Here is a 21670-nt window from a genome sequence, read left to right as displayed (position 1 = left end):
TCTCCATCAATTCACTCCCCCGGTTTCGGTTCATCTGGCTTGTCACGATGACTGAGATGAACATCATATCCCAGACCGGCAATCCAGTCGTTTAGCATGCGCGCGATGTAAACGGAACGATGCTGACCGCCCGTACAACCGACCGCGATGGTCAGATAGCTTTTCCCTTCCTGCGCATAACGCGGCAGAACAGGGCCGATAAGGCCTTTTAACCGATCCATGAAACCGGCGAAATCCTGATCCGTTTCAATATAGGCACCAACCCGGTCATCAAGCCCGGTCAGCAAACGAAGCTCGGGATCATAATGCGGGTTACGCAGAAAACGAACGTCAAAAACAAGGTCGGCTTCGCCGGGCACACCCTGACGGAACGAAAAGCTTTTGACAAAGATCGCCATCGCATCCTTTTCGCCAATCGCAAACTGGTCCTGAAGGATCTTGCGAAGCTCGGCCGATTTAAGCCGCGAGGTATCGATAATCATATCCGCCGTCGCCGCAATCGGCGCCATCAGGCGTTTTTCATGTTCAATCGCATCGACAAGCGGCCGGTCATGGGTCAAAGGATGGGGCCGTCTGCTTTCGGTAAAGCGACGCTGCAAAATGCCTGTCTCGGCATCGACAAAAACCACCATCGGGTTAACGCCGGGCTGCTCGCGCAAAGAGCTGACGATGTTGACAAACTGATCGACACCGAAATCGCGCGTACGGATATCAAGGCCAATCGCCAGCGGCTGATCAAGGTCGGTCCCCCCGCTCAGCAGAGCTGGCAGCAACCGCAACGGCAGGTTGTCGACCGCGTCAAAGCCGAAATCCTCAAAGATTTTCAGCGACGTCGTTCGTCCGGCACCGGAAACCCCGGTCACCAGGACAAGTCGCGTATCCTCGCCATTCTCGCCGGTGCCGCCATCGGTGTTTATCGGGCCTATTGCATTGTCTGCATCGGTCATGTTTCGAGCTGCATCTCACCTGTTGCCAAGGACAAGGCGACCTCAATCTTGGCGTCGACTGCCATATCGAATGGCCAGATTTTCCAGGACGGAATCGAAATACCATAAAACGTTTCAAAACGGGGCTCGGGCATCCGTTCCACCTCGGCCGGGTCGGCCACCAGATCGAACAAAACCCTCACATCGCCGGCTGCCTGATGGGCAAGCCCGCGGACGATACCAATCCCGCGCACTTCGCACAATCGTGCAATCTGTGGCGGCGCGCTGGCAATCAGCTTGCCATCGCGCGCCAAAATGTCGGTCCTGTCATCGGAAACAAGCCGCCCTCCGGCCCGGACAAGCCGCAGCGAAAGGTTGGATTTGCCGCTGCCTGATGGCCCGCGCAACAAAATCGCATAGGACCCAAGCGCGACACAATTTGCATGGATTTGTGTCATAGCGGGCAAAACGATGCGCGGGTGATACCGGCTTGTCAAACGTGAAACATGCAGGTCTATCCTCATGGATAGAAATTACCGGCAATTCGACGGATTACGCACCTTCTTCAAGCGGCAAGCGCAGGGTAAAGATCGCGCCCTTGACCTCGCCATCGAGGATTCGGTTTGTCGCTGTCAGGTCGCCGTTATGCGCCCCGGCGATACGTTTGGAAATCGAAAGCCCCAGACCGGAATGCTGACCAAATTTTTCGCCTGATGGGCGTTCGGTATAGAACCGGTTGAAAATCGCTTCTTCCTTGCCGGGCGGAATGCCGGGTCCGTCATCTTCGACCGTGACCACCGCCTGATCCTTGTCCCGCCACGCACGCACCCGCACCGACCCGCCTTCGGGGGTAAAGGTGATCGCGTTTGAAATCAGGTTGCGGAACACCTGCACCAATCGGCTTTCAAGGGCCGGCACAATGAGGTTTTCAGGCACCGATACCTTGACCGGCGGGCCATCCGCATCGGCGTTATAAAGCTCGCAAAGGGTTTGCAGCAAAACACGCAGATCAACTTCTTCGGTTTCAGCGCGCGACAATTCGGCATCCATGCGTGAATAATCGGAAATATCGCTGATCAGGCGATCAAGGCGCTGAACGTCTTCGGCAATGATTTCCATCAGACGGCGCTGGCGTTCCGGGTCTTTCAGACGGGTCGCGGTTTCAACCGCACTGCGAAGTGACGTCAGCGGGTTCTTGATTTCATGGGCGACGTCGGCGGCAAAACGTTCAATCGCGTCCATACGATCCCAAAGCGTTTCGGTCATATCGCGAAGCGTCGTCGACAGATCGCCGATTTCATCGCGACGATCCGAAAGATCGGGGATGGTAAACTGACGGTTCTTGCTGCGCCGGACCCGTTCGGCCGCACGCGCCAAACGGTTTAACGGGCGCGTAATCACCCCGGCCAGATAAATCGACAGCAGAACCGTAATACCAAACGCAAAAACAAAGATTTTCAGGATATCAAGCCGAACCGCATGCAGGGCATTTTCAATCGCATCACCATTTTTGGTCAGCATGATCGACGCCAGAACCTGCTTGAAACGCTGCACTGGCACCGAAACCGACAAAACCCGGCGCCCCTGGCTATCCACCCGGACCACGCCGCGTGAATATCCGGCAAGGGCGGCACGTACTTCCGGATAATCACTGGCACTTGCGACCGGGGGGTCTACATAAAGCGGAAGCGGCTGCTCGCCCTCAAAAAGCGACAGAATCCCCTCGGTCAGTTTGCGCATGATTTCGGCAAGCTGGTCATCTTCACCCGGTGCTGGCAGCTCTTCTGCCTGAACCGCACCGCTGCCAAATGTCCGGACATTGCGGCTATCAGCGATCAATTGGCCATTCGCCCCGAACAGCCGTGCCCGTGCCCCGGTAATCCCGACAAGTCGGCGCACCATTTCGCGCGCGACTTCAAGCTTCACCCGATTGGTTGCATCATCACCCTGCCCGACGGCAGAGGTCGACAATGCCGCAGCATACATTTCCGCCTGCACGGCCATGGCTTCAAGTTCGGAATGGATCAATTCCTGCTTGTAACGGCCAAGATAAAGGATACCCGCGACCAGCACAAAAAGAGCCAGCGCATTCACCGCCAGAATGCGCCAGGTTAACGGGGAAAAAAGTCCGTGGCGTTCCTCTATCCGCGCAACACGGGTTTCGTGTTGCGGCACGGATTGCTGTTCAGCCGAGGCAGGTAAATCGCTCATTCAGACCCGCAATTCTGGCCGGGCCAATATCGGCCCGGCACTGCGACAAGAGTGTTCAGGACTTCAACTCGCAACCGTCGCTGTGTCGCGGTAACGATAACCAACGCCATACAGGGTTTCGATTTCTTTGAATTCCTTGTCTGTCTCGCGGAATTTCTTGCGCAGACGTTTTATGTGACTGTCGATGGTACGATCATCAACATAAATATGTTCGCCGTAAGCCGCATCAATCAGCTGATCACGGTTTTTCACGTGGCCCGGATGCTTTGCCAACGCCTGAATCAACAGGAATTCCGTCACTGTCAGGTTCACATGCTGGCCTTTCCAGCTGCACATGTGGCGGGATGGATCAAGAACCAGTTCCCCGCGCTGAATAACGTCTTCCGAACCGCTCGGGCGAACACCGCCTGCGCGCATGATTTCGGCACGACGCAGCAAGGTCCGGATACGCTCTATCAGCAAACGCTGAGAGAACGGCTTTTTGATATAATCATCTGCCCCAAGTCTCAGACCGGTCAGCTCGTCGACCTCGTCATCCTTGGATGTCAGAAAAATCACCGGCATCTGGGTCTTTTTGCGAAGATGCGTCAGAAGCTCCAAGCCATCCATGCGCGGCATCTTGATATCGAGCACGGCAAGATCGGGCTCTTCCTTGGTCAAGGCATGCAGCGCTTCAGACCCGTCGGAATATGTCTGGACCTCATACCCTTCTTCTTCAAGCGCCATCGAAACCGATGTCAGGATATTACGGTCGTCATCAACAAGTGCGATCTTACTCACCTGAACCTCGTCAGTTAGACAGATTAAAATTTGAAACAAGCCTAACAAAATACATCCCATTGTGGCGAAAAAATAACCACTTGAGGCATATTTGAGGCTTTGTTCATGTACGACACCAAGACCCTACCTGATTTCTGCCGTTCCACCCCATGGGAAAGTGACATTCAATACCGGTACTGCCCTGCGTCTTTATTGACTCCCCCTCCCGATGCCACATAACTATCGTGCACCCGAACAGGAAGCCGGACACCCCAGCCAACAGGCCGGACGCCAAAACGCCCTGTATGAAGCAAAAGACCAAACTCTAACGCGCGAGAGGCAGGATTGTTCTACTGGTTAAGCACCTATAGTCGCGCGTCGTTGAGTTTTGCCGGGATTATCATCGCCGGACTGGTCGTCTGGCTTGCTGTCAATTCGACCGAAACCCTTGCCATCAGCCAGTTACAGCAAACATCCCAGGCCCGCCTTGCACTTTATGAAAGCACATTGCGCGCCGCTGTCGATCGCTATCGATATCTGCCCTATGTCGTTGCGCGGAATCATGAAATCGTCAATGTCGTCACCGGAAACGGCACTGTGGATATTGCCAACCAATATCTGCAAAAGGTCAACGGCCGGTCGGGCGCGGCCGCACTTTATGTCATGGACCGAACCGGCAAAACGGTCGCGGCAAGCAACTGGGGAACGCCCGACAGTTTCGTGGGTCAGGATTACAGTTTCCGCCCCTATTTCACCGAAGCTTTCGCCGGGCAGGAAGGATTTTTCTACGGGATCGGTGTGACCACCGGGCGATCAGGCCTGTTCATTTCCCATCCGATATCGAAATCCGGCGAAATTGTCGGCGTGGTTGCTGTCAAAATTGAACTCGATGAGCTTGAACGGAACTGGCAGGACGGGGGCGAAACAGTCTTTGTTTCAGATGCCGACGGTGTGATCATGTTAACCAGTCGCGGCGACTGGAAATATCGCACCATTCGCCCGCTGACCGAAACCGATCGTGAGCGCATCTTGCGCAATCGCCAATATTCCGGTCAGGAACTCCGGTCACTGAACATTGCTGAAAATCCTTCTGGCGAGGATGGCTTGCTTGAAATCGGTAATGAACGCTTCCTGTTTGACATCAAACCGATCAGCGGCAGTGAATGGAATCTGTTTTATCTGACTCCGATGGACTATGTCGCAGAACGACGCACAAGCGTCATGCTGATCACCCTGATCGGGTCGGGATTGATCATCCTGATTGTGCTGTTCCTGCGCGAACGTGAATTGAAACTGGCATCCCAGCGCAAATCCATGGAATTTGCCCGCATTCAGGCGCTTAACACCCGTCTTGAACAGGAAATCACCGAACGCCGCAAGACCGAGGCCGAATTGCGCGGCACACAGGATGAACTGGTTCAGGCGGGTAAACTGGCCGCCCTTGGGCAGATGTCCGCCGCAATCGCCCATGAAATCAACCAGCCGATTGCCGCAATCCGAACCTTTTGCGCCAGTGCCAGATTGATGCTGGAACGCGGAAAGCCCGAAAATCTGGGCACCAATATCGAACAGATTTCTGCCCTGACCGAACGCATGGGATCGATCACCGGGCAACTTAAAACCTTCTCGCGCAAATCAACCGGCGTGCTTGAACCCGTCAATATCCGGGCTGCCCTTGATAATGTGATACAATTACTGTCATCACAGCTGCACAATGAAGGCTGTGTGCTTGAACAGTCGGCATTTGACGGTGATCTGATTGTCCATGCCGATCTGGTTCGGATCGAACAGGTTTTCGTCAATATCATCCGCAATGCCCTTGATGCCATGGCCGAAATACCGGGAACGGATAATGCGAACGGCAAGACGGAAAAACGCATCATCGTCGATCTTACGCAAACCCGGGATAAAGCCACCATTCGCATTTCCGATACCGGTCCTGGCATCGGCGAGGAAAGCCTGGCTTTGCTGTTTGACCCGTTCTTCACCACCAAGGACCCGGGACAGGGTGTGGGGCTTGGCCTGTCGGTCAGCTATGGAATTGTTCGTGACTTTGGTGGAACGATCCGCGCCTATAACCGGGCGGGTGGCGGGGCCTGCTTTGAAATACAATTACCATTGATGCGGGGGACGCAGAAGTAATGCCGCACTCGAAAATCGATACCACCAGCGCAAAACCACAAACGGCACAGGTGATCATCGTCGATGATGAAGAAGCCCTGCGCGTTTCCCTGTCGCAATGGCTTGACCTGTCAGGCTACACCATCTGTGTTCATGCCGACGCGATTTCAGCCCTTGAAGATATCACACCCGATTTCGCCGGCGTCATCCTGACCGATGTCAAAATGCCAAAGCTTGATGGCATCGCCTTTACCAAATCGGTTCTGGCAATCGACCGTGACATTCCGGTGATCCTGATGACCGGTCATGGCGATGTCCCGATGGCGGTCGAAGCGATGAAAAGCGGGGCCTATGATTTCGTTGAAAAACCGTTTGAGCCGAACGACATCCTCGAAAGCCTTGAGCGCGCAATTGAAAAACGCAAACTTGTCATCGAAAACCGCGCCCTGCGCACGCAAATCGCCCAACAGGGCACGCTTGACAGCCGCCTGATCGGCAACAGCCCGTCGATGCGTGCGCTAAAGGCCGAAATCGCCAATATCGCCCCGACCGAAGTTCCAGTTCTGGTTTCCGGCGAAACCGGTACCGGTAAGGAACTTGTAGCGCGCGCCATCCATGATCTGAGTGTCCGACATGATCGGCGATTTGTTGCCGTCAACTGTGCGGCCATTCCTGAAAGCACTGCCGAAAGCGAACTTTTCGGTCATGAAAAAGGGGCCTTTACCGGCGCAACCAACCGCCGGATCGGCTGGATCGAACATGCCGATAATGGCACCCTGTTTCTTGATGAAATTTCAAGCATGCCACTGGCGTTACAGGCCAAGCTTCTGCGCGTCATTGAACAGCGCGAAATCGTCCGACTTGGGTCAAACACCCCGGTAAAGGTCAATTTCCGGCTGATCTGTGCCACCAACGAAGATTTGCCGACCGCCGTTGCTGATAAGCGTTTCCGCGAAGACCTTCTGTTTCGGATCAACACATTCGAACTGCAAATCGCCCCGCTTCGCCAGCGTAAGGATGACCTGCCGCTGCTGTTTGACATTTTTGCCGAACGGGCGGCCGAAAATTTTGATCGCCCGTATGAAAAACCGCCTGCAAAACTTTGGGGCGGACTTCTGGCTCATGAATGGTCGGGAAATGTGCGCGAACTTAAAAACCTTGCGGAACGCTATGTGCTCCTGACCGGCAACGCCGAAGAACGCTGGGCACGCCTGTTTGGCAACAGCATTGGCAATGGTGCCGCCGACCCTGCCGACAAAACCGGATCACTCGCGGATCAGCTTCGCCATTTCGAACAGCACATCATCCGTGATGCTCTGACGCGCCATAACGGCAACGTCAAAACAGTAATGGACGAACTCGACATTCCGCGTCGCACCCTGAACGAAAAAATGAAAAAGCTGAACATTCGCCGTGATACCATTGAAGAGCGATAATTTGTCCCGCAGCTTTAAAGTGTTAGGATATTTGTGAATCGGGTCTATCGGCAAAAATCCGCCGAAAAAGAAATGGTACATCGGCAAGTTTCCGCCGACATGATTGGGCTGATTTTTGTATCTGCTTGATATATAAATAGAAAAATAGAATCCCCGGTTGGCATGATGTTTGCCAATCATCAGGGCAAAACAATAAACAACATTCGTCAGGGAGAATAACCAATGTCCGGGAAGGCATGCTTTCATCGCATGACGCTTGATCGGCCCGATAACGGGTCAATCGCATCTGAATGCCACCGCATTTTGTCGGATTTCTGACAGCATCCTTGTGAATCAGTTTCACGGGCGATTTGCGCGTGCCGTATTTGGCGACCGGATCGGACACTGCTTTATTATCCCAACGACCTGTTAAGTGCCCACCCGACACCATAATTCGTTAGAGAACAGGACGACCAACAACTGAGGAGATACCAAAAGATAACTGCCAATATTTCTTTATTGACCGTTTCTGTTGTTATCAACGCAGTAAACACTAATCCTAGGGAGGACTAAGTATGAAATTGCGGAATCTGCTTTCTGCAGCGGCAGCACTGATGATGTTCGGTGCCCCGGCATTCGCCCAAAGTCAGCTTTCCATCGCGACCGGCGGTACCGGTGGCGTTTATTATCCGTATGGCGGTGGTCTTGCGGAACTGATCAGCAAATATGTTGACGGTGCGACCGCAGTTGCCGAAGTCACCGGTGCATCTGTTGAAAACATGGGCCTTATTTCCCGTGGCGACAGCGACATTGCAATCGGTCTGGCCGATACTGTTTATGCCGGCTTCACGGGTACAGGCAAATTCGAAGGCCGCAAACTTGACAATGTTCGCGCCTTGGCTTCGATCTATCCGAATGCCGTTCAGATCGTGACAATGGCAGATAGCGGCATTACCGGCCTTGCCGATCTTAAAGGCAAACGCGTTTCTGTTGGTGCGCCAGGTTCGGGCACCGAAGTTTCTGCCAAAACCCTGCTTGAAGCCAACGGCATTTCTTATGATGACATCGAAGAACAGCGCCTGAACTTCAACGAAACCGCCGACGCACTTCGTGACGGCGATATCGATGCAGGTTTCTGGAGCGTCGGCCCGCCCACCAGCTCGATCCTCAACCTCGCAACCACGCGTGAGATCAAGCTGATCGCTCTCAGCGACGAGGAAATCGTTGCTGCTCTTGATGCCGAACCGACCTTCGCACCCTATGCGCTGCGCAAAGGGCTCTATGACGGTGTAACCGCACCGGTAAACACCGTTTCAACACCGAACGTTCTGTTCGTGAATGCAGAAATGGATGACGAACTGGCCTATCAGATCACCAAAACCCTGTTTGAAAAAGTTGATGAACTGATCGCCATTCACCCGGCTGCCAACGACACCACCGTTGATTTCGCTCTGAACTCGACGCCAATTCCGATGCATCCGGGTGCCCTTCGTTACTACGAAGAAACCGGTTCACCGATTCCGCCTAAGCTTTATCCATGATTTCACTAAATTGGGGGCGGCCAGCATTGGCCGCCTTTACCCTTCTGATATCGGCATGTAGCGGGCCAGCTCGTCATGCTGAAACCACGCCGGGTACGGCAACGGACCACCTGGAAGTCATTGCCGCTGACGGATCGGTTTTAGCCAGAACAGCAATTCCACGCCAATCTGGCTGGTGCCTTTACTGGAACCATTCGGTCACTGGTGACGGGGTTATCGATTGTTATGTCGATGATCTGGGCAGGATGGTCCTGCATCGTACATACCAACCCGATTTTGCAGCAGGTCTTGGCCATTATCCGGGTCGTGGAGTCCTGACCAGCGCCAAAGGTGGCGGATACTGGATCGAGGACATCGACGAACCTGTGCCGGGCAATGCCTATGCCCTGCGCGTCGGAAGTCTTGCAGTCGACCATCGTATCGTCACGACAGAGGGTGACGAAATATATCTTTCAAAGATGGCTGAACACACCCGTGTCACCATCCGCCTTGATACCGGGGAATAAGTTTCATGTCTGAACCGGCACCGCTTCCGTCCTTGGCGGACAAACTGCCACAGCCAAAACTGGTTGTACTGGCAATTTCTGTTGTCGCCGTTGCACTTTCACTGTTCCAGATGTATGGCGCTGGGATCGAGCCGCTTGGCCTGTTTTATCAGCGTTCGATCCATCTGGCCTTTGTGATGTTTCTGGCCTTTCTGATGTTCCCCGTTTTCGGATCGAACCGCAAACGGGGCGTTCTGGGTTGGGTTATCGATCTGGGATTTCTGGCGGGTGCGTTCATTACGGGGTTCTATCTGTCCTTCTATCTGGACGAGATTTTCAACCGTGCGGGTTTCTGGACCAGTACCGATCTGATCATCGGCATCATTGCAACCGTCACCGTACTCGAAGCCAGCCGTCGTGCTGTTGGCCTTGGCATGACTGTGATTGGCATCGTTGCAATCGTCTATGCACTTTCCGGTCCACGTGGTGCATTGCCATGGCTTGGTGAATGGCTGCCCGGCATCCTTAGCCACCGGGGCGCTGATGTGGATCGCCTAGTCGGTCAGCTTTATCTTGGTCAGGAAGGCATTTATGGCCTGCCGATGGGGGTTGCAGCGACCTACATCTTCATGTTCGTCCTGTTTGGCGCATTCCTTGAAGTGACCGGTGCGGGTAAATTCTTTATCGACATGGCCTATGCGGCGACCGGCAGAAAGGCTGGCGGTCCCGCAAAGGCCGCGGTGCTGGCGTCTGCCGGTATGGGATCAATCAGCGGTTCGGCGATTGCCAACGTTGTCACCACCGGGGCCTTTACCATTCCACTGATGAAAAAATTGGGTTATCGCCCCGCACAGGCCGGTGGTATCGAAGCCGCCGCCTCGACCGGCGGCCAGATCACGCCACCTCTTATGGGGGCAGGTGCATTTCTGATTTCCGAATATACACAGGTTCCGTATCTTGAAATCGTCATGGTCTCGATCTTCCCGGCGATCCTGTATCTCGGCACGGTTTATCTGTTTGTCCATATCGTCGCGCTGAAAAACGGTATGCGCGGCATGCCGGTCGAAGAACTGCCCGATTGGAAGCAGGTGCTTAAGGAGGGCTGGCAATTCATTCTGCCGCTTGGCGTTCTGATTTACCTTCTGGTGCTGAACATTTCACCGATGCGTGTCGGTTTCTGGGCGATCATTTCCGTCCTGGCGGTTGCCGCCCTGCGATACGTGATCTGGTTCTTCTATGTCGCGCCGCAGAACGGCGAAAAGGCAAGCCACGATCGCCTCAAGGTTGCCCTTGCCAATGGTGTCAGGATTACAATTGCCGCCCTTGAACTCGGTGCAAAAAATGCGGTTGCGGTCAGCATGGCCTGCGCTGTTGCCGGTATTATTGTCGGCGTCGTCGGACTGACCGGTTTGGGTCTGAAATTCTCGTCGATGATGATCGCTTTCTCGGGCGGCCATATTGTTCTGGCACTGGTTCTGGTGTTGATCGCCAGCCTGATTCTCGGTATGGGCCTGCCGGTGACGGCATCCTATATCGTTCTGATCGTTCTGGTCGGACCGGCACTGTCCAACGAGTTCGGCATTCCGTTGCTGATCGCTCATCTGGTGGTGTTCTGGTATTCTCAGGACAGTAACGTGACCCCGCCCATTGCGCTTGCCGGTTTTGCCGGGGCCGCGATTGCCGGGGCAAGTCCATTGGAAACCAGTATGCAGGCCTGGAAATTTGCCAAGGGCCTCTATCTGATCCCGGCCTTCATGGTGTTCAATCCGGAAATCATCACTGGTGGCCCGCTGCCGCTTGTGCTCTGGACCGGCTTTACCGCGATCCTGTCGCTGGCAGCCTTTGCCGCTGCACTCGAAGGCTTCATGTTTGCCAAGATTGATCTGGTGTCACGCATTCTGATTGTTCCGGCGACAATTGGCATCTTCTATCCTGACATTCGGGCAGAGATCGCAGGCACGGTCGTCATTCTGGCGATACTGGGCCTGAACTGGTGGAAAAGCCGTCATTCGGATGGTCCGGCGGCCAAAATAGCTGCCTGATTTCCCCGCTGAAACGACTTACTTTTGATCCGAAAACCTCCGCAAGACATGTTCTTGCGGGGGTTTTTTCTTATTATTTGCTTACATAATACCTATGCATTCGGGCAGTAGACGCTTTTCACCGCCCTAGATAATATCGCCGGAAGAATTCCTCATACTATTGATTGAACCTCATGCAATTCCTCAGTCTTTTGCGTCAGGCACCCCGCCCGTTGGCATTCGGGGCGCTTCATAGTTTTGGCTCGTCATTCGGCCAGACCTTTCTGGTTGCCCTTTTCGTTCCGTTCATCGGGGCCAGCCTTGCAATCAATGAAACCGAGTTTGCCAATATTTATGCCGGGATCACCATCGCAAGCGCACTCTGCCTGCCGTTCATCGGGCGATTGATCGACCGCATCGATATGCTGCGCTACAGCCTGGCGAGCATGGTGTTGCTGACCATCGGCTGCCTTTTGATTGCCGCCGCACAGTCGGCCTGGATGCTGATTGCGGCCCTGTTTATTCTGCGTCTGGCTGGGCAGGGATTGATGAGCCATGTCAGCATGACCGGCATTGCGCGTTATTTTGACCGCAGTCGTGGACGTGCCCTCGCCATTGCAAGCTTCGGCTTTCCGTTGGCAGAGGCAATCATGCCGGTAACCCTGCTGGCACTTATTGCCGGATTTGGCTGGCGGGCCACCTATGCCGGGGCCGGTATTTTCATCGTGGTTATCCTGATGCCGATTGCAATCCTGCTGATCCGCGATAACGCGAAATTCCGCGAAGCACCGGGAAAAATGGAAAACAACAGCAAGACCGCTAGTGCGAATCAGGAGGTCGCCCGGGATACGTCACCCACAGGCAGCCATCCACGCCTGTTCCGGTCACGCTATATCTGGTTCTGCATGCCGATGCTGGCCGCCCCGCCGCTGGTGATGACCGCCCTGTTCTTCCATCAGGGATCGATTTCAGTCAGTAAAGACATCGACCTCACCTGGTTTGCAGCGGGCTTTACGGTTTTCGCCATCACATCGGTGATCGGGGCCTTTGGCAGCGGACCGCTGATTGACAGCCATACCGCTCGCAAGCTGTTCCCCTATCATCTGATTCCGGCCATCGGGGCGGTATCGTTGCTGGCGATCACCGAAACCTCGGTCATGATCCCGGTTTATATGGGGATGCTGGGGATCACCACCGGCTTTGCCACAACATTACGTACCGCGATTATCCCGGAACTGGTGCCACTGGATGAAATTGGTGCGGTTCGAAGCACTTTGACTGCGGTCATGGTTCTGGCATCGGCGATTGGCCCGGCGATCTATGGCTGGATGTTTGCCGCCGATATTGATATCGGCACGACGCTTTGGATCACCATCGTGGCAATGGCGGTTGTTTCGGTGCTGTCATGGATGTCGGAACGGCCGGGCTTCTATATCCCGCCGGGCGTCGCCCGCCAAACCGGTGAATAAGGCCAGGGGATTTCAAAGTCGGAAATCGCCGATGAGACAAAAAAATGGCCCGGAGCTCAAAAGAGCCCGGGCCAGTCTGGAAAACAGCGTCGTCTAGGGAGGAAGACGCTAGAAAAAACGCAGTAGTCCATCGCGGGAGCGTCGTTTGGGGAGGAAGATCAAACGTCGCTCGACCGCGAGGTCGTCAATTAGGCAGCACCGCCAACGGTGCCAGCCGGATGCTTGATGTCGGCGGACTTGTCAGCGCCTTTGAACAGGCTGCGGAACAGGCTGCGGAACAGGCTGCCGATATATTCAGCGCGGAGCTGTTGGCCTTTGCGCACGCCAGCTTCAATCTCGCTGGTTTTGATGTTCAGCTTGGTGATGTCAGCATAAGTGGTCATGGCAGACCTCCTTTAAGAATTTGGTTCATTGCGACAACGTGTCGCGTTTGATGAACCCAATCTAATTTCCTTTACGGCAGAAGAGAATTACCTCAATATGCACATTACTTGTGAATATGCGTCATAAATAGGAAACATGCCGATGGATCGCGCCGCAGAAATGGAAATCTTTGTCCATGCCGTTGAAGAAGGCAGCTTTTCAGCTGCTGCACGGACCATGCGTCTGTCGCCTTCGGCGGTTTCAAAATACATTTCGCGCCTTGAAGACAGGCTTGGCGCACGACTTTTGATGCGCACCACCCGCCAGCTTAGCCTGACCGAGGAAGGCCGTGCCTTTTACGAGCGCGCCCGCACGATCCTAAACGAGATCGAGGAAGCCGAAGAAGTCGTAACCCAGCTTTATGCCGCCCCGCGCGGAACGCTTCGCATCAATGCTTCAGTGGCGTTTACCAAGTATCAGGTCGTGCCGCTGATCCCGGAATTTCTGGCGCGTTATCCCGATGTCCGCATTGAATTGACGCTCGATGACAAATTCACCGATCTGGTCAACGATGGTTACGATCTGGCGATTCGCCTGTCTGCCCTTGAAGATTCATCGCTGATCGCGCGCAAATATGCGGTCAACCGCCGCATGATCGTCGCATCGCCGGAATATCTGGAAAAGAACGGTATCCCGCGTAAACCCCAGGAACTTGAAAACCACGACTGTCTGCATCTGTCTTCGCGCGAAAGCTTCAACGACTGGCATTTCGATACCCCCGAAGGCCATGTTTCATTCCGCGCACAGGGCAGTTTTTCCGCCAATGACGGTGACGCATTGCACGAAGCGGTCGTTGCAGGCCTTGGCATGGCGCGACTGGCAGAGTACCTCGTGCATGAAGATATCCGTGCAGGTCGCCTGACGCCGGTTCTGACAGAATATGTTCACGATCTGGCGTGGATTTCGGCTGTGTATCCACACAAACGTCACCTGTCGCCAAAGGTTCGTGCCTTTGTAGACTTTCTGGCCGAAAAATTCACCCCCATCCCGCCATGGGAGCTCGGCCTGCGCGATGCGCGCTCGGTCCGTAAACCCGAAGCCGTTACCGAAACCAAGGCCATTGCAGCCCCCGTTACCGGACAGCAAAGCTGAGTTCGCAAACGGTCAGGTAATCCGAAGCAGAACATCGTTCGGTCGAGCTTTGAACCGGTATTCCGACGAGGCACTAAGATCATCAAGAATGCGGGTTTCGCCAGTTCGGGTGAACCCGCATTTTTCATAAAAGCGATGTCCGGCTTCAAACCGTGTATCGGTCCAAAGGACAAGTTCGGTGCAATCAGGATGGGTTTGCATCAGCCAATCAAGTGCCTTTGTCAGCATGCGTTGTGCAACGCCCTGCCCGCGGGTGGCCCGATCCAGATAGACCTTGTGCAATTCCGCCTGCTTTTGTGCCGGATCGTATTTGATGCCAAGGCATCCCAAAACACGCCCATCCCCCTCGACAACCCAGATACAACCATTCCTGGCGGTGAAATCATCGGCAATCGCATCAAGTTCAGGAAACTCGCCCGCACGGTCAAAGATGCAACCGGGATAGTCAGAAAAGACCGCATCAATCAGGATTGCGATTTGATCGCCGTCCCGGTTAGTGGCTTTGCGAATGTCGAATACCATTTCCATGGACTTAGCCCTGCAAAACCACGCCCTTGGCAAGCTTGTCATAGCCGCGCAACACCGCATCGGTATCCATAACTGCCTTGCCCGGCCGTTGAATGCGGGTCGGGCGCAGCGCACCGGTGCCGCACGCAATCGTCAGATTATCGTCAAGGATGGTGCCCACCGGACCGGTCTGGTCGGTAACGATGGCGGCCTGCACCTTGATACGTTCCTTGCCAAATTCGAAATAGGCACCCGGCCATGGGGTAAATGCGCGGATCTTGCGTTCAAGTGCCGCAGCATCATCGGTGAAATCAAGCTTTGCCTCGGATTTTTCAAGCTTGGCAGCGTAGGTCACGCCGTCTTCAGGCTGTTTGGTTGCCCGTAATCCACTGACCGGAAGCTTTTCAAGCGCCTCGACAATCAGTTTGCCCCCCAGCTCGGCAAGATCGTCATGCAGGGCATTGGCATAAGTTTCGGACGTGATCGGAATATCACCGACCAACAGCATGTCACCGGTATCAAGCCCGACATCCATCTGCATGATGGTCACACCGGTCTTGTCATCCCCCGCCAGTATGGCGCGCTGGATCGGGGCCGCACCACGCCAGCGCGGCAAAAGGGACGCATGAATGTTCAGACAACCATATTTCGGCGCATCGAGAATAGCCTTTGGCAGGATCAGGCCATAGGCCGCGACCACCGCAACATCAAGATCAAGGTCGGCAAAGGCCTGTTTCTGGTCATCTGATTTCAGGGAAACAGGCGTGCGGACCTCGATCCCCTGTTCTTGCGCCCATGCATGAACCGGGGTCGGCGTTTCCTTTTGCCCGCGACCGGCCGGGCGTGGCGGCTGGGAATAGACGCAGACAATATCATGACCGGCTGCGACCAGTTGCTTTAACGCCACAAGGGCAAAATCCGGAGTTCCCATAAAGGCAATGCGCAGCTTGGTCATAGGTCACGTCCATTCATCACAATGTCGGGGGTATTTTTCGATTACTGGTCGGCAATTTGGCGCTATCTTGTGGAAATGACAAGCCAAGCCTTTCCCGAGCCGCGCAAATACCCGGTCGAACATATATGGCATGCAGACTGGAGCATATCTGCCAAATCCCGATGGGTCGCCAAAGCACGTCGCAATACATCCGGGTGGCTGATTTATGCGATCGAGCCGGTCGGACTGTTAAACCAGTTTCGCCAGTCACTTTCACAATACGGTCGGGACCACGCCCTTTGGCTTGGTCTTGATATGCCGGTCGGCTTTGTCGATCACTGGTATGATGGCGTGAATATTCAAGATTTTAAATCTTTGTTGGATATTATTTTCACTGGCAAATGGGATAGTTTTTCCGACGTCTGTACAAACCCGGACGAAATCACCCATCACAGACCGTTCTATCCCAAAACAGCCCGCGTAAAAGGCAGCGTAAAGCGTGAACATCTTGCAAATGCCCTTGGTGTATCAAGCTTTGATAAGCTTTATCGCCTGTGCGAAGGGGCCACCTATCACCGCCCCGCCGCCTGCCCGTCTTTCTGGACCCTTGGTGCCAATCAGGTTGGCAAAGCAATGTTGCACGGGCTCGAACATCTGATCACTCCCGGCTATCGCGATGGCTTTAACATATGGCCCTTTACTGGTGATCTTTCGACATGCTGCCAACAGAACGGCGTAACCCTGATTGAAACCTATCCCGGTGAAATCTATGGCTGGCTCGGTATTGATGAGGTGACCAAATCAAATCATAAAAGCCGTACTCTGGCTATTGCGGCCCTGATCGACTATGCCGTGGGAAATGGAATTGAAATAAACACCGCAGTTGCGGCCGACATCAAATCAGGTTTCGGCCCTGACGAGGGCAAGGACGATGCGTTTGATGCGCTGGTCGGAGCCCTGGGACTGATCCGCATTGCCGATGGCAAACATCCCGAATATCTGCCTGATCGCCCGATCATCCGCAAACGCGAGGGCTGGATCATCGGAATGGATATCGGCTCCCTCAAACCGCGCACAAAATGAAAGGGCCGATCATACGGCCCTTCTTAAGACTGAAAACTGATCGACTCAGGCAGACTTTTTCGTCTTTTGCAGCTTCTGCACCTTTTTCAGGATCATGTTGCGCTTAAGCGCACTGAGATAATCCGTGAACAGAATGCCATCAAGGTGATCAAGTTCATGCTGGATGCAGGTGGCGAGCAGGCCATCGGCCTCAATTTCATGCTCCTTGCCGTTTTCATCCAGATAGCGCAGGCCAACTTCGGCAGGGCGTTCGACATCGGCATATTGTTCCGGGATCGACAGGCAGCCTTCCTGATAGACAGATGTATCCTCGGATTCCCAGATGATTTCCGGGTTCACGAGTTTCAGCGGCTGGGGCTTTTCCTTGTCATCGGACACATCCATGACAACCACACGCTTCATCACGCCGATCTGGGGCGCGGCAAGGCCGATACCCGGTGCCGCATACATAGTTTCAAGCATGTCATCGAGCAATTCACGGATTTCGTCATTCACCTCTGCCACCTCTTCGCATTCCTGCTTAAGGCGGGGATCGGGAACAATGAGAATGTCGCGCAGGGCCATGTGTCTTTTGTCCGGTCTGGAAATCTATGCGTTCATCGCATTATAGCGAAATCAGCGCTTCGAGATAAGGTTTCGTCGCAGCTTAGTCAAGCAACAGCCCCATATTAACGCGATTAACGTGCAACTCAGCCATGATCGGTACCGGTATGGGGCGTTTCATCGTCATCATCATCGGTTTGGGCCGTCAAAACATCAGAAGGTGCGCCAAGCAATTCGGTTTTGGTGATTTCACGCACATGGGTTTCAGCATGAAGTGGTTCTTCGATGGCGCGGTCGTCGGCAACGATATGCTTTTCCTTGAGCTTGCGCGCTGAAACCAGAACCGTTCCTTCAAGCGTGCCAAGAGTCTTGTTGTAGTTTTTGACCGTGCTTTCAAGCGACTTGCCCATCAAGGCAAAGTTTTTGGCAAGGGTCCCCAGACGATCAAAAAGCTGCTGACCGATTTCGCTGATATCGCGGGCATTTTCGGCCAAGGCTTCCTGGCGCCAGCCATAAGCCACCGCCTTCAGAAGTCCCAACAAGGTTGTCGGGGTCGCCAGAATGACACCATCGCGGAAGCTGTCTTCGATCAGGCGGGGGTCTCGTTCAAGGGCCGCCGAAAAGAAGCTTTCGCCCGGCAGAAACAGAACAACAAATTCGGGCGAATCGACCGATTTCCAATAGGATTTTTTTGACAGGTCGGAAATCACCTTGCGCACATTGGTCACATAGGTGCCCATCAGGGCCTCGCGACGGATGTCGTCGTGCTTTTCATCGATCGCCTCAAGATAGGCCGATGTCGGGGCTTTGGCATCGACGACGATGTTTTTACCACCCGGCAGATGAATGACCATATCGGGCTTCTGCGCGCCTTCGTCGGTATTGAAATGCACCTGTTCTTCGAAATCGCAATGTTTGAGCATGCCGGCCAGCTCAACGATCCGGCGCAGCTGCAATTCACCCCATTTGCCTGATACCGACGAACTAGACCGCAGGGCAGAGCTTAGCGTCTGGGTTTCCTTGGACAGACGGGTTTGCGATTCAACCAGCTGGCCGACCTGATTACGCAATTCGCCATAAGCTTCCTTGCGCGAATTTTCCAGTTCATTGACCTTGGTATCAAACGCCTGCAAACGTTCCTGAATCGGTTTGACGAGGCTGTCGATGGCCTGCTGGCGTTTTTCCAGATCGCCTTTGGCCCCTTCCTGCATGCGCGAGAAATTCTCACGTGCCAGCTTCATGAACTCGTCATTGTTGACTTTAAGCGCGTCAGACGACAATGCCTTGAAGCTATCAAGCAGTTTGGTGCGCGCATCATCAAGCATCGCGAGCTTTTCGGTGGTGGCTTCGCGCTCTTTTTCCAGTCTGGTTTCGGCAATGGCGCGCTTTTCGGATTCTTCGGAAAGCCGGTTACGCGTGGTTGCCAATTCGTTTGCCAGTTCACGCCGGGTTGCATCGACCTGATCGAGTTGTGCTGCCAGCAAGGCGGTTCGCGACTCTGCCTCTGCCATCACGGCTTCTTTGGTGCGTTTGACCATCAGCACACTGAAAACCAGTGCGACGACAAGTGCCGCAATTGCGCCCGCTGCAAGAGAGATCGGATCCATATTCCCACCGTTTGGTTATAGCCTGATTTCTTTGTATCTGTTTTGTTCCATTAAATCCAGAACGCAACCGATTTGATATATCGCTGTGAAACGTCGCAAAACGTCAGATCGTGACTGGCGAAATCGCAATAATATGACTATGTTTCAATTACCTACTTCGGGGAATGCTCGTTTGTCAGCATCGAGACAGGATTGCTGGGATGGATTGGTTGTGTTGCAACAATGCATCCAAACGCAAGGCAGGGAAATCAGGACGGTGCCGCGGCAGTTGCGCGCCATTTTGCCCCCCGTCTTAAGTTGTATTCCCTGAAATCCATCAGCGCACTAGCATAGGGCGCAAGCGACAGGAACCGATTTACGCCATATCGACCGGATGATGTTGCATCGCCCGTTCGGTTGTCCCGCACCAATTATTGCGACCGCGAAAACCGGTACCTGAAACGCACAAGAATATCGCACCGGCCCAAAGACCTTTCAGCGGGCAGGTAACCGGTGCGAACTTACAGACAACAGGAAACGAACAAGAGGCCACATATGTCTGCGAACGTTTATCCCGTATCCGACGACATCGCGAAGGGCGCGCTGATCGACAAGGCAAAATACGACGCCATGTACAAGCAGTCGGTCGAAGACCCCGAAGGCTTCTGGGGCGAACATGGCAAACGCATCGACTGGATCAAGCCGTTTACCAAGGTCAAGAATGTCAGCTTTGACACCAAGGACCTTTATATCAAATGGTATGAAGACGGTACGCTGAACGTTGCGGCCAACTGCCTTGATCGTCATCTGGCAAAACGCGGTGATCAGACCGCAATCATTTTCGAAGGCGACGATCCGTCCGTTTCCGAACATATCACCTATAAAGACCTGCATGAACGTGTCTGCCGGTTTGCCAACGCGCTTAAATCGATGGGTGTGGGCAAGGGCGACCGCGTTGTCATTTATCTGCCGATGATCCCGGCCGCAGCGGTTTCGATGCTGGCCTGCGCGCGCATCGGTGCGATCCATTCCATCGTATTTGGCGGCTTTTCGCCCGAAGCATTGGCCGGCCGCGTTGAAGATTGCGGTGCGAAGGTTGTCATCACATCGGATGAAGGTCTTCGTGGCGGGCGCGGTGTACCGCTGAAGCGCAATGCAGACGAAGCGCTTTCGCATCCCGGTGTCAAATCCGTCGAAAAGCTTGTTGTCGTCAAGCACACCGGCAAGGACATTGCGTGGAACGATGCCCGCGACGTCTGGTATCACGAGGTCTGCGAGGCAGCATCCCCTGATTGCCCGCCGACCGAGGTCAATGCCGAAGATCCGCTTTTCGTTCTGTATACGTCGGGTTCGACCGGCAAGCCAAAGGGCGTTTTGCATACGTCGGGCGGTTACCTTGTTTACGCATCAATGACCCATCAGTATGTCTTTGATTATCACGAAGGCGATATTTACTGGTGTACGGCCGATGTTGGCTGGGTCACCGGGCACAGCTATATCGTTTACGGACCGCTGGCCAACGGGGCAACGACCCTGATGTTTGAGGGTGTGCCGAGCTATCCGGATGCATCGCGTTTCTGGCAGGTGTGCGAGAAGCACAAGGTCAATATTTTCTATACAGCGCCAACCGCGATCCGTGCCCTGATGCGCGAAGGCGAAAGCTGGGTCAACAAGGCGGATCTTTCGTCCCTGCGTATCCTTGGTTCGGTGGGTGAGCCGATCAACCCCGAGGCATGGGAATGGTATCATGAGCATGTCGGTAAACGGAAATGCCCGATTGTCGATACCTGGTGGCAGACCGAAACCGGCGGCATCCTGATTACGCCGCTTCCGGGTGCGACCGACCTTAAACCGGGGTCAGCGACGCTTCCGTTCTTTGGTGTGCAGCCCGCCCTTCTGGATAATGAAGGCAAGGAACTTGCCGGCGCAACCGATGGCAACCTTGTGATCAAGGATAGCTGGCCGGGGCAGATGCGCACGGTTTATGGCGATCATGAACGGTTCATCCAGACCTATTTCAGCACATTCGCCAATGTCTATACCACCGGCGACGGTGCACGACGGGACGAAGATGGTTATTACTGGATCACGGGCCGCGTTGATGACGTGATCAACGTTTCAGGCCACCGGATGGGCACCGCGGAGGTTGAAAGTGCACTGGTCGCACATTCCAAGGTGGCCGAGGCCGCCGTGGTCGGTGTTCCCCACGACATCAAAGGACAGGGCATCTATGCTTATGTCACGCTGAATGCCGGTGAAGAACCGACCGAAGAACTGCGCAAGGAACTGGTTCAGTGGGTGCGCAAGGAAATCGGCCCGATTGCCAGCCCCGATTATATCCAGTGGTCGCCGGGGCTGCCGAAAACCCGTTCGGGCAAAATCATGCGCCGTATCCTGCGCAAGATTGCCGCCAACGAATATGACCAGCTTGGCGATACATCGACCCTTGCCGATCCGGGTGTGGTTGATGATCTGATCGAAAATCGCCAGAATCGTAAATAGAATTTCAGGCCCAACCTGTTGATGCACAAAGACCCCGCTTTGATTTAAGCGG

18 protein-coding genes are annotated in these 21670 nt (G+C 54.3%); 9 read left to right on the top strand and 9 right to left on the bottom strand.

What is annotated here, in order from left to right:
• Positions 1 to 11 precede the first annotated feature (11 nt).
• The 4 genes from rapZ to SMB34_RS08915 form a co-directional block, all read right to left on the bottom strand.
• Positions 12 to 947, bottom strand: coding sequence for an RNase adapter RapZ (gene rapZ, locus SMB34_RS08930; protein ID WP_037989364.1), 936 nt, complete (start codon positions 945 to 947; stop codon positions 12 to 14).
• Complete coding sequence (locus SMB34_RS08925; protein WP_037989363.1) at positions 944 to 1384, bottom strand: HPr kinase/phosphorylase; 441 nt, start codon at positions 1382 to 1384, stop codon at positions 944 to 946. The genes rapZ and SMB34_RS08925 overlap by 4 nt, the downstream gene beginning before the upstream one ends.
• Before the next feature lie 94 nt (positions 1385 to 1478).
• Positions 1479 to 3137, bottom strand: a complete 1659-nt coding sequence (locus SMB34_RS08920) for a stimulus-sensing domain-containing protein (RefSeq protein ID WP_037989362.1) — start codon at positions 3135 to 3137, stop codon at positions 1479 to 1481.
• A 63-nt stretch (positions 3138 to 3200) separates the two neighbouring features.
• Positions 3201 to 3917, bottom strand: a complete 717-nt coding sequence (locus SMB34_RS08915; RefSeq protein ID WP_007088270.1) for a response regulator transcription factor — start codon at positions 3915 to 3917, stop codon at positions 3201 to 3203.
• 324 nt (positions 3918 to 4241) lie between these two features.
• Here SMB34_RS08915 and SMB34_RS08910 point away from each other — a divergent pair, with 324 nt between their 5' ends.
• The 6 genes from SMB34_RS08910 to SMB34_RS08885 all read left to right on the top strand — a co-directional run bounded on the left by SMB34_RS08910 (position 4242) and on the right by SMB34_RS08885 (position 12948).
• Positions 4242 to 6038 (top strand): sensor histidine kinase, encoded by a 1797-nt coding sequence (locus SMB34_RS08910; protein WP_037989361.1) that lies wholly within the window; start codon positions 4242 to 4244, stop codon positions 6036 to 6038.
• Complete coding sequence (locus SMB34_RS08905) at positions 6038 to 7453, top strand: sigma-54-dependent transcriptional regulator (RefSeq protein ID WP_051682207.1); 1416 nt, start codon at positions 6038 to 6040, stop codon at positions 7451 to 7453. Before SMB34_RS08910 ends, SMB34_RS08905 begins: the two co-directional genes overlap by 1 nt.
• Positions 7454 to 8007: 554 nt before the next feature.
• Positions 8008 to 8973 (top strand): TAXI family TRAP transporter solute-binding subunit, encoded by a 966-nt coding sequence (locus tag SMB34_RS08900; protein WP_007088273.1) that lies wholly within the window; start codon positions 8008 to 8010, stop codon positions 8971 to 8973.
• Positions 8970 to 9479, top strand: a complete 510-nt coding sequence (locus SMB34_RS08895) for a DUF1850 domain-containing protein (protein WP_037989360.1) — start codon at positions 8970 to 8972, stop codon at positions 9477 to 9479. Before SMB34_RS08900 ends, SMB34_RS08895 begins: the two co-directional genes overlap by 4 nt.
• Positions 9480 to 9484: 5 nt before the next feature.
• Positions 9485 to 11500 (top strand): TRAP transporter permease, encoded by a 2016-nt coding sequence (locus SMB34_RS08890; protein WP_007088275.1) that lies wholly within the window; start codon positions 9485 to 9487, stop codon positions 11498 to 11500.
• A 173-nt stretch (positions 11501 to 11673) separates the two neighbouring features.
• On the top strand, positions 11674 to 12948 hold the full coding sequence (locus SMB34_RS08885) for an MFS transporter (protein ID WP_037989359.1): 1275 nt from the start codon (positions 11674 to 11676) through the stop codon (positions 12946 to 12948).
• A gap of 188 nt (positions 12949 to 13136) precedes the next feature.
• Here SMB34_RS08885 and SMB34_RS08880 read toward each other — a convergent pair whose 3' ends face one another.
• Positions 13137 to 13331 (bottom strand): RSP_7527 family protein, encoded by a 195-nt coding sequence (locus tag SMB34_RS08880; protein WP_037989358.1) that lies wholly within the window; start codon positions 13329 to 13331, stop codon positions 13137 to 13139.
• A 142-nt stretch (positions 13332 to 13473) separates the two neighbouring features.
• Between SMB34_RS08880 and SMB34_RS08875 the strand changes: the two genes are divergently transcribed.
• Entirely contained in the window at positions 13474 to 14463 is a 990-nt protein-coding gene (locus SMB34_RS08875) for a LysR family transcriptional regulator (protein ID WP_037989424.1), read from the top strand.
• Positions 14464 to 14475: 12 nt separating this feature from the next.
• Here SMB34_RS08875 and SMB34_RS08870 read toward each other — a convergent pair whose 3' ends face one another.
• Positions 14476 to 14991: a GNAT family N-acetyltransferase gene (locus tag SMB34_RS08870; protein ID WP_037989357.1), complete on the bottom strand. Its 516-nt coding sequence runs from the start codon at positions 14989 to 14991 to the stop codon at positions 14476 to 14478.
• Between the two features lie 4 nt (positions 14992 to 14995).
• Positions 14996 to 15925, bottom strand: coding sequence for a methionyl-tRNA formyltransferase (gene fmt, locus SMB34_RS08865; protein ID WP_037989355.1), 930 nt, complete (start codon positions 15923 to 15925; stop codon positions 14996 to 14998).
• Between the two features lie 75 nt (positions 15926 to 16000).
• Here fmt and SMB34_RS08860 point away from each other — a divergent pair, with 75 nt between their 5' ends.
• The gene (locus SMB34_RS08860; RefSeq protein WP_240478788.1) at positions 16001 to 16987 is read left to right on the top strand and encodes a methyltransferase type 12; all 987 of its coding nucleotides are present in this window, start codon (positions 16001 to 16003) and stop codon (positions 16985 to 16987) included.
• Between the two features lie 45 nt (positions 16988 to 17032).
• Here the strand turns inward: SMB34_RS08860 and def are convergent, their stop codons facing one another.
• Positions 17033 to 17551: a peptide deformylase gene (gene def, locus SMB34_RS08855; protein ID WP_037989353.1), complete on the bottom strand. Its 519-nt coding sequence runs from the start codon at positions 17549 to 17551 to the stop codon at positions 17033 to 17035.
• 125 nt (positions 17552 to 17676) lie between these two features.
• A complete protein-coding gene (locus tag SMB34_RS08850; RefSeq protein ID WP_007088283.1) occupies positions 17677 to 19137 on the bottom strand; it encodes a DNA recombination protein RmuC in 1461 nt (486 codons plus the stop codon).
• Positions 19138 to 19671: 534 nt separating this feature from the next.
• On the opposite strand from SMB34_RS08850, the gene acs reads away from it, so the two are divergent.
• Positions 19672 to 21618, top strand: coding sequence for an acetate--CoA ligase (acs, locus tag SMB34_RS08845; protein WP_007088284.1), 1947 nt, complete (start codon positions 19672 to 19674; stop codon positions 21616 to 21618).
• The last annotated feature ends 52 nt before the right edge of the window (positions 21619 to 21670 follow it).

Source organism: Thalassospira permensis NBRC 106175, from assembly GCF_000714555.1.
Lineage (GTDB): Bacteria > Pseudomonadota > Alphaproteobacteria > Rhodospirillales > Thalassospiraceae > Thalassospira > Thalassospira xiamenensis.
Note: the sequence above shows the minus strand (reverse complement) of the source record. Positions and strands in the feature narration are given on the sequence as shown.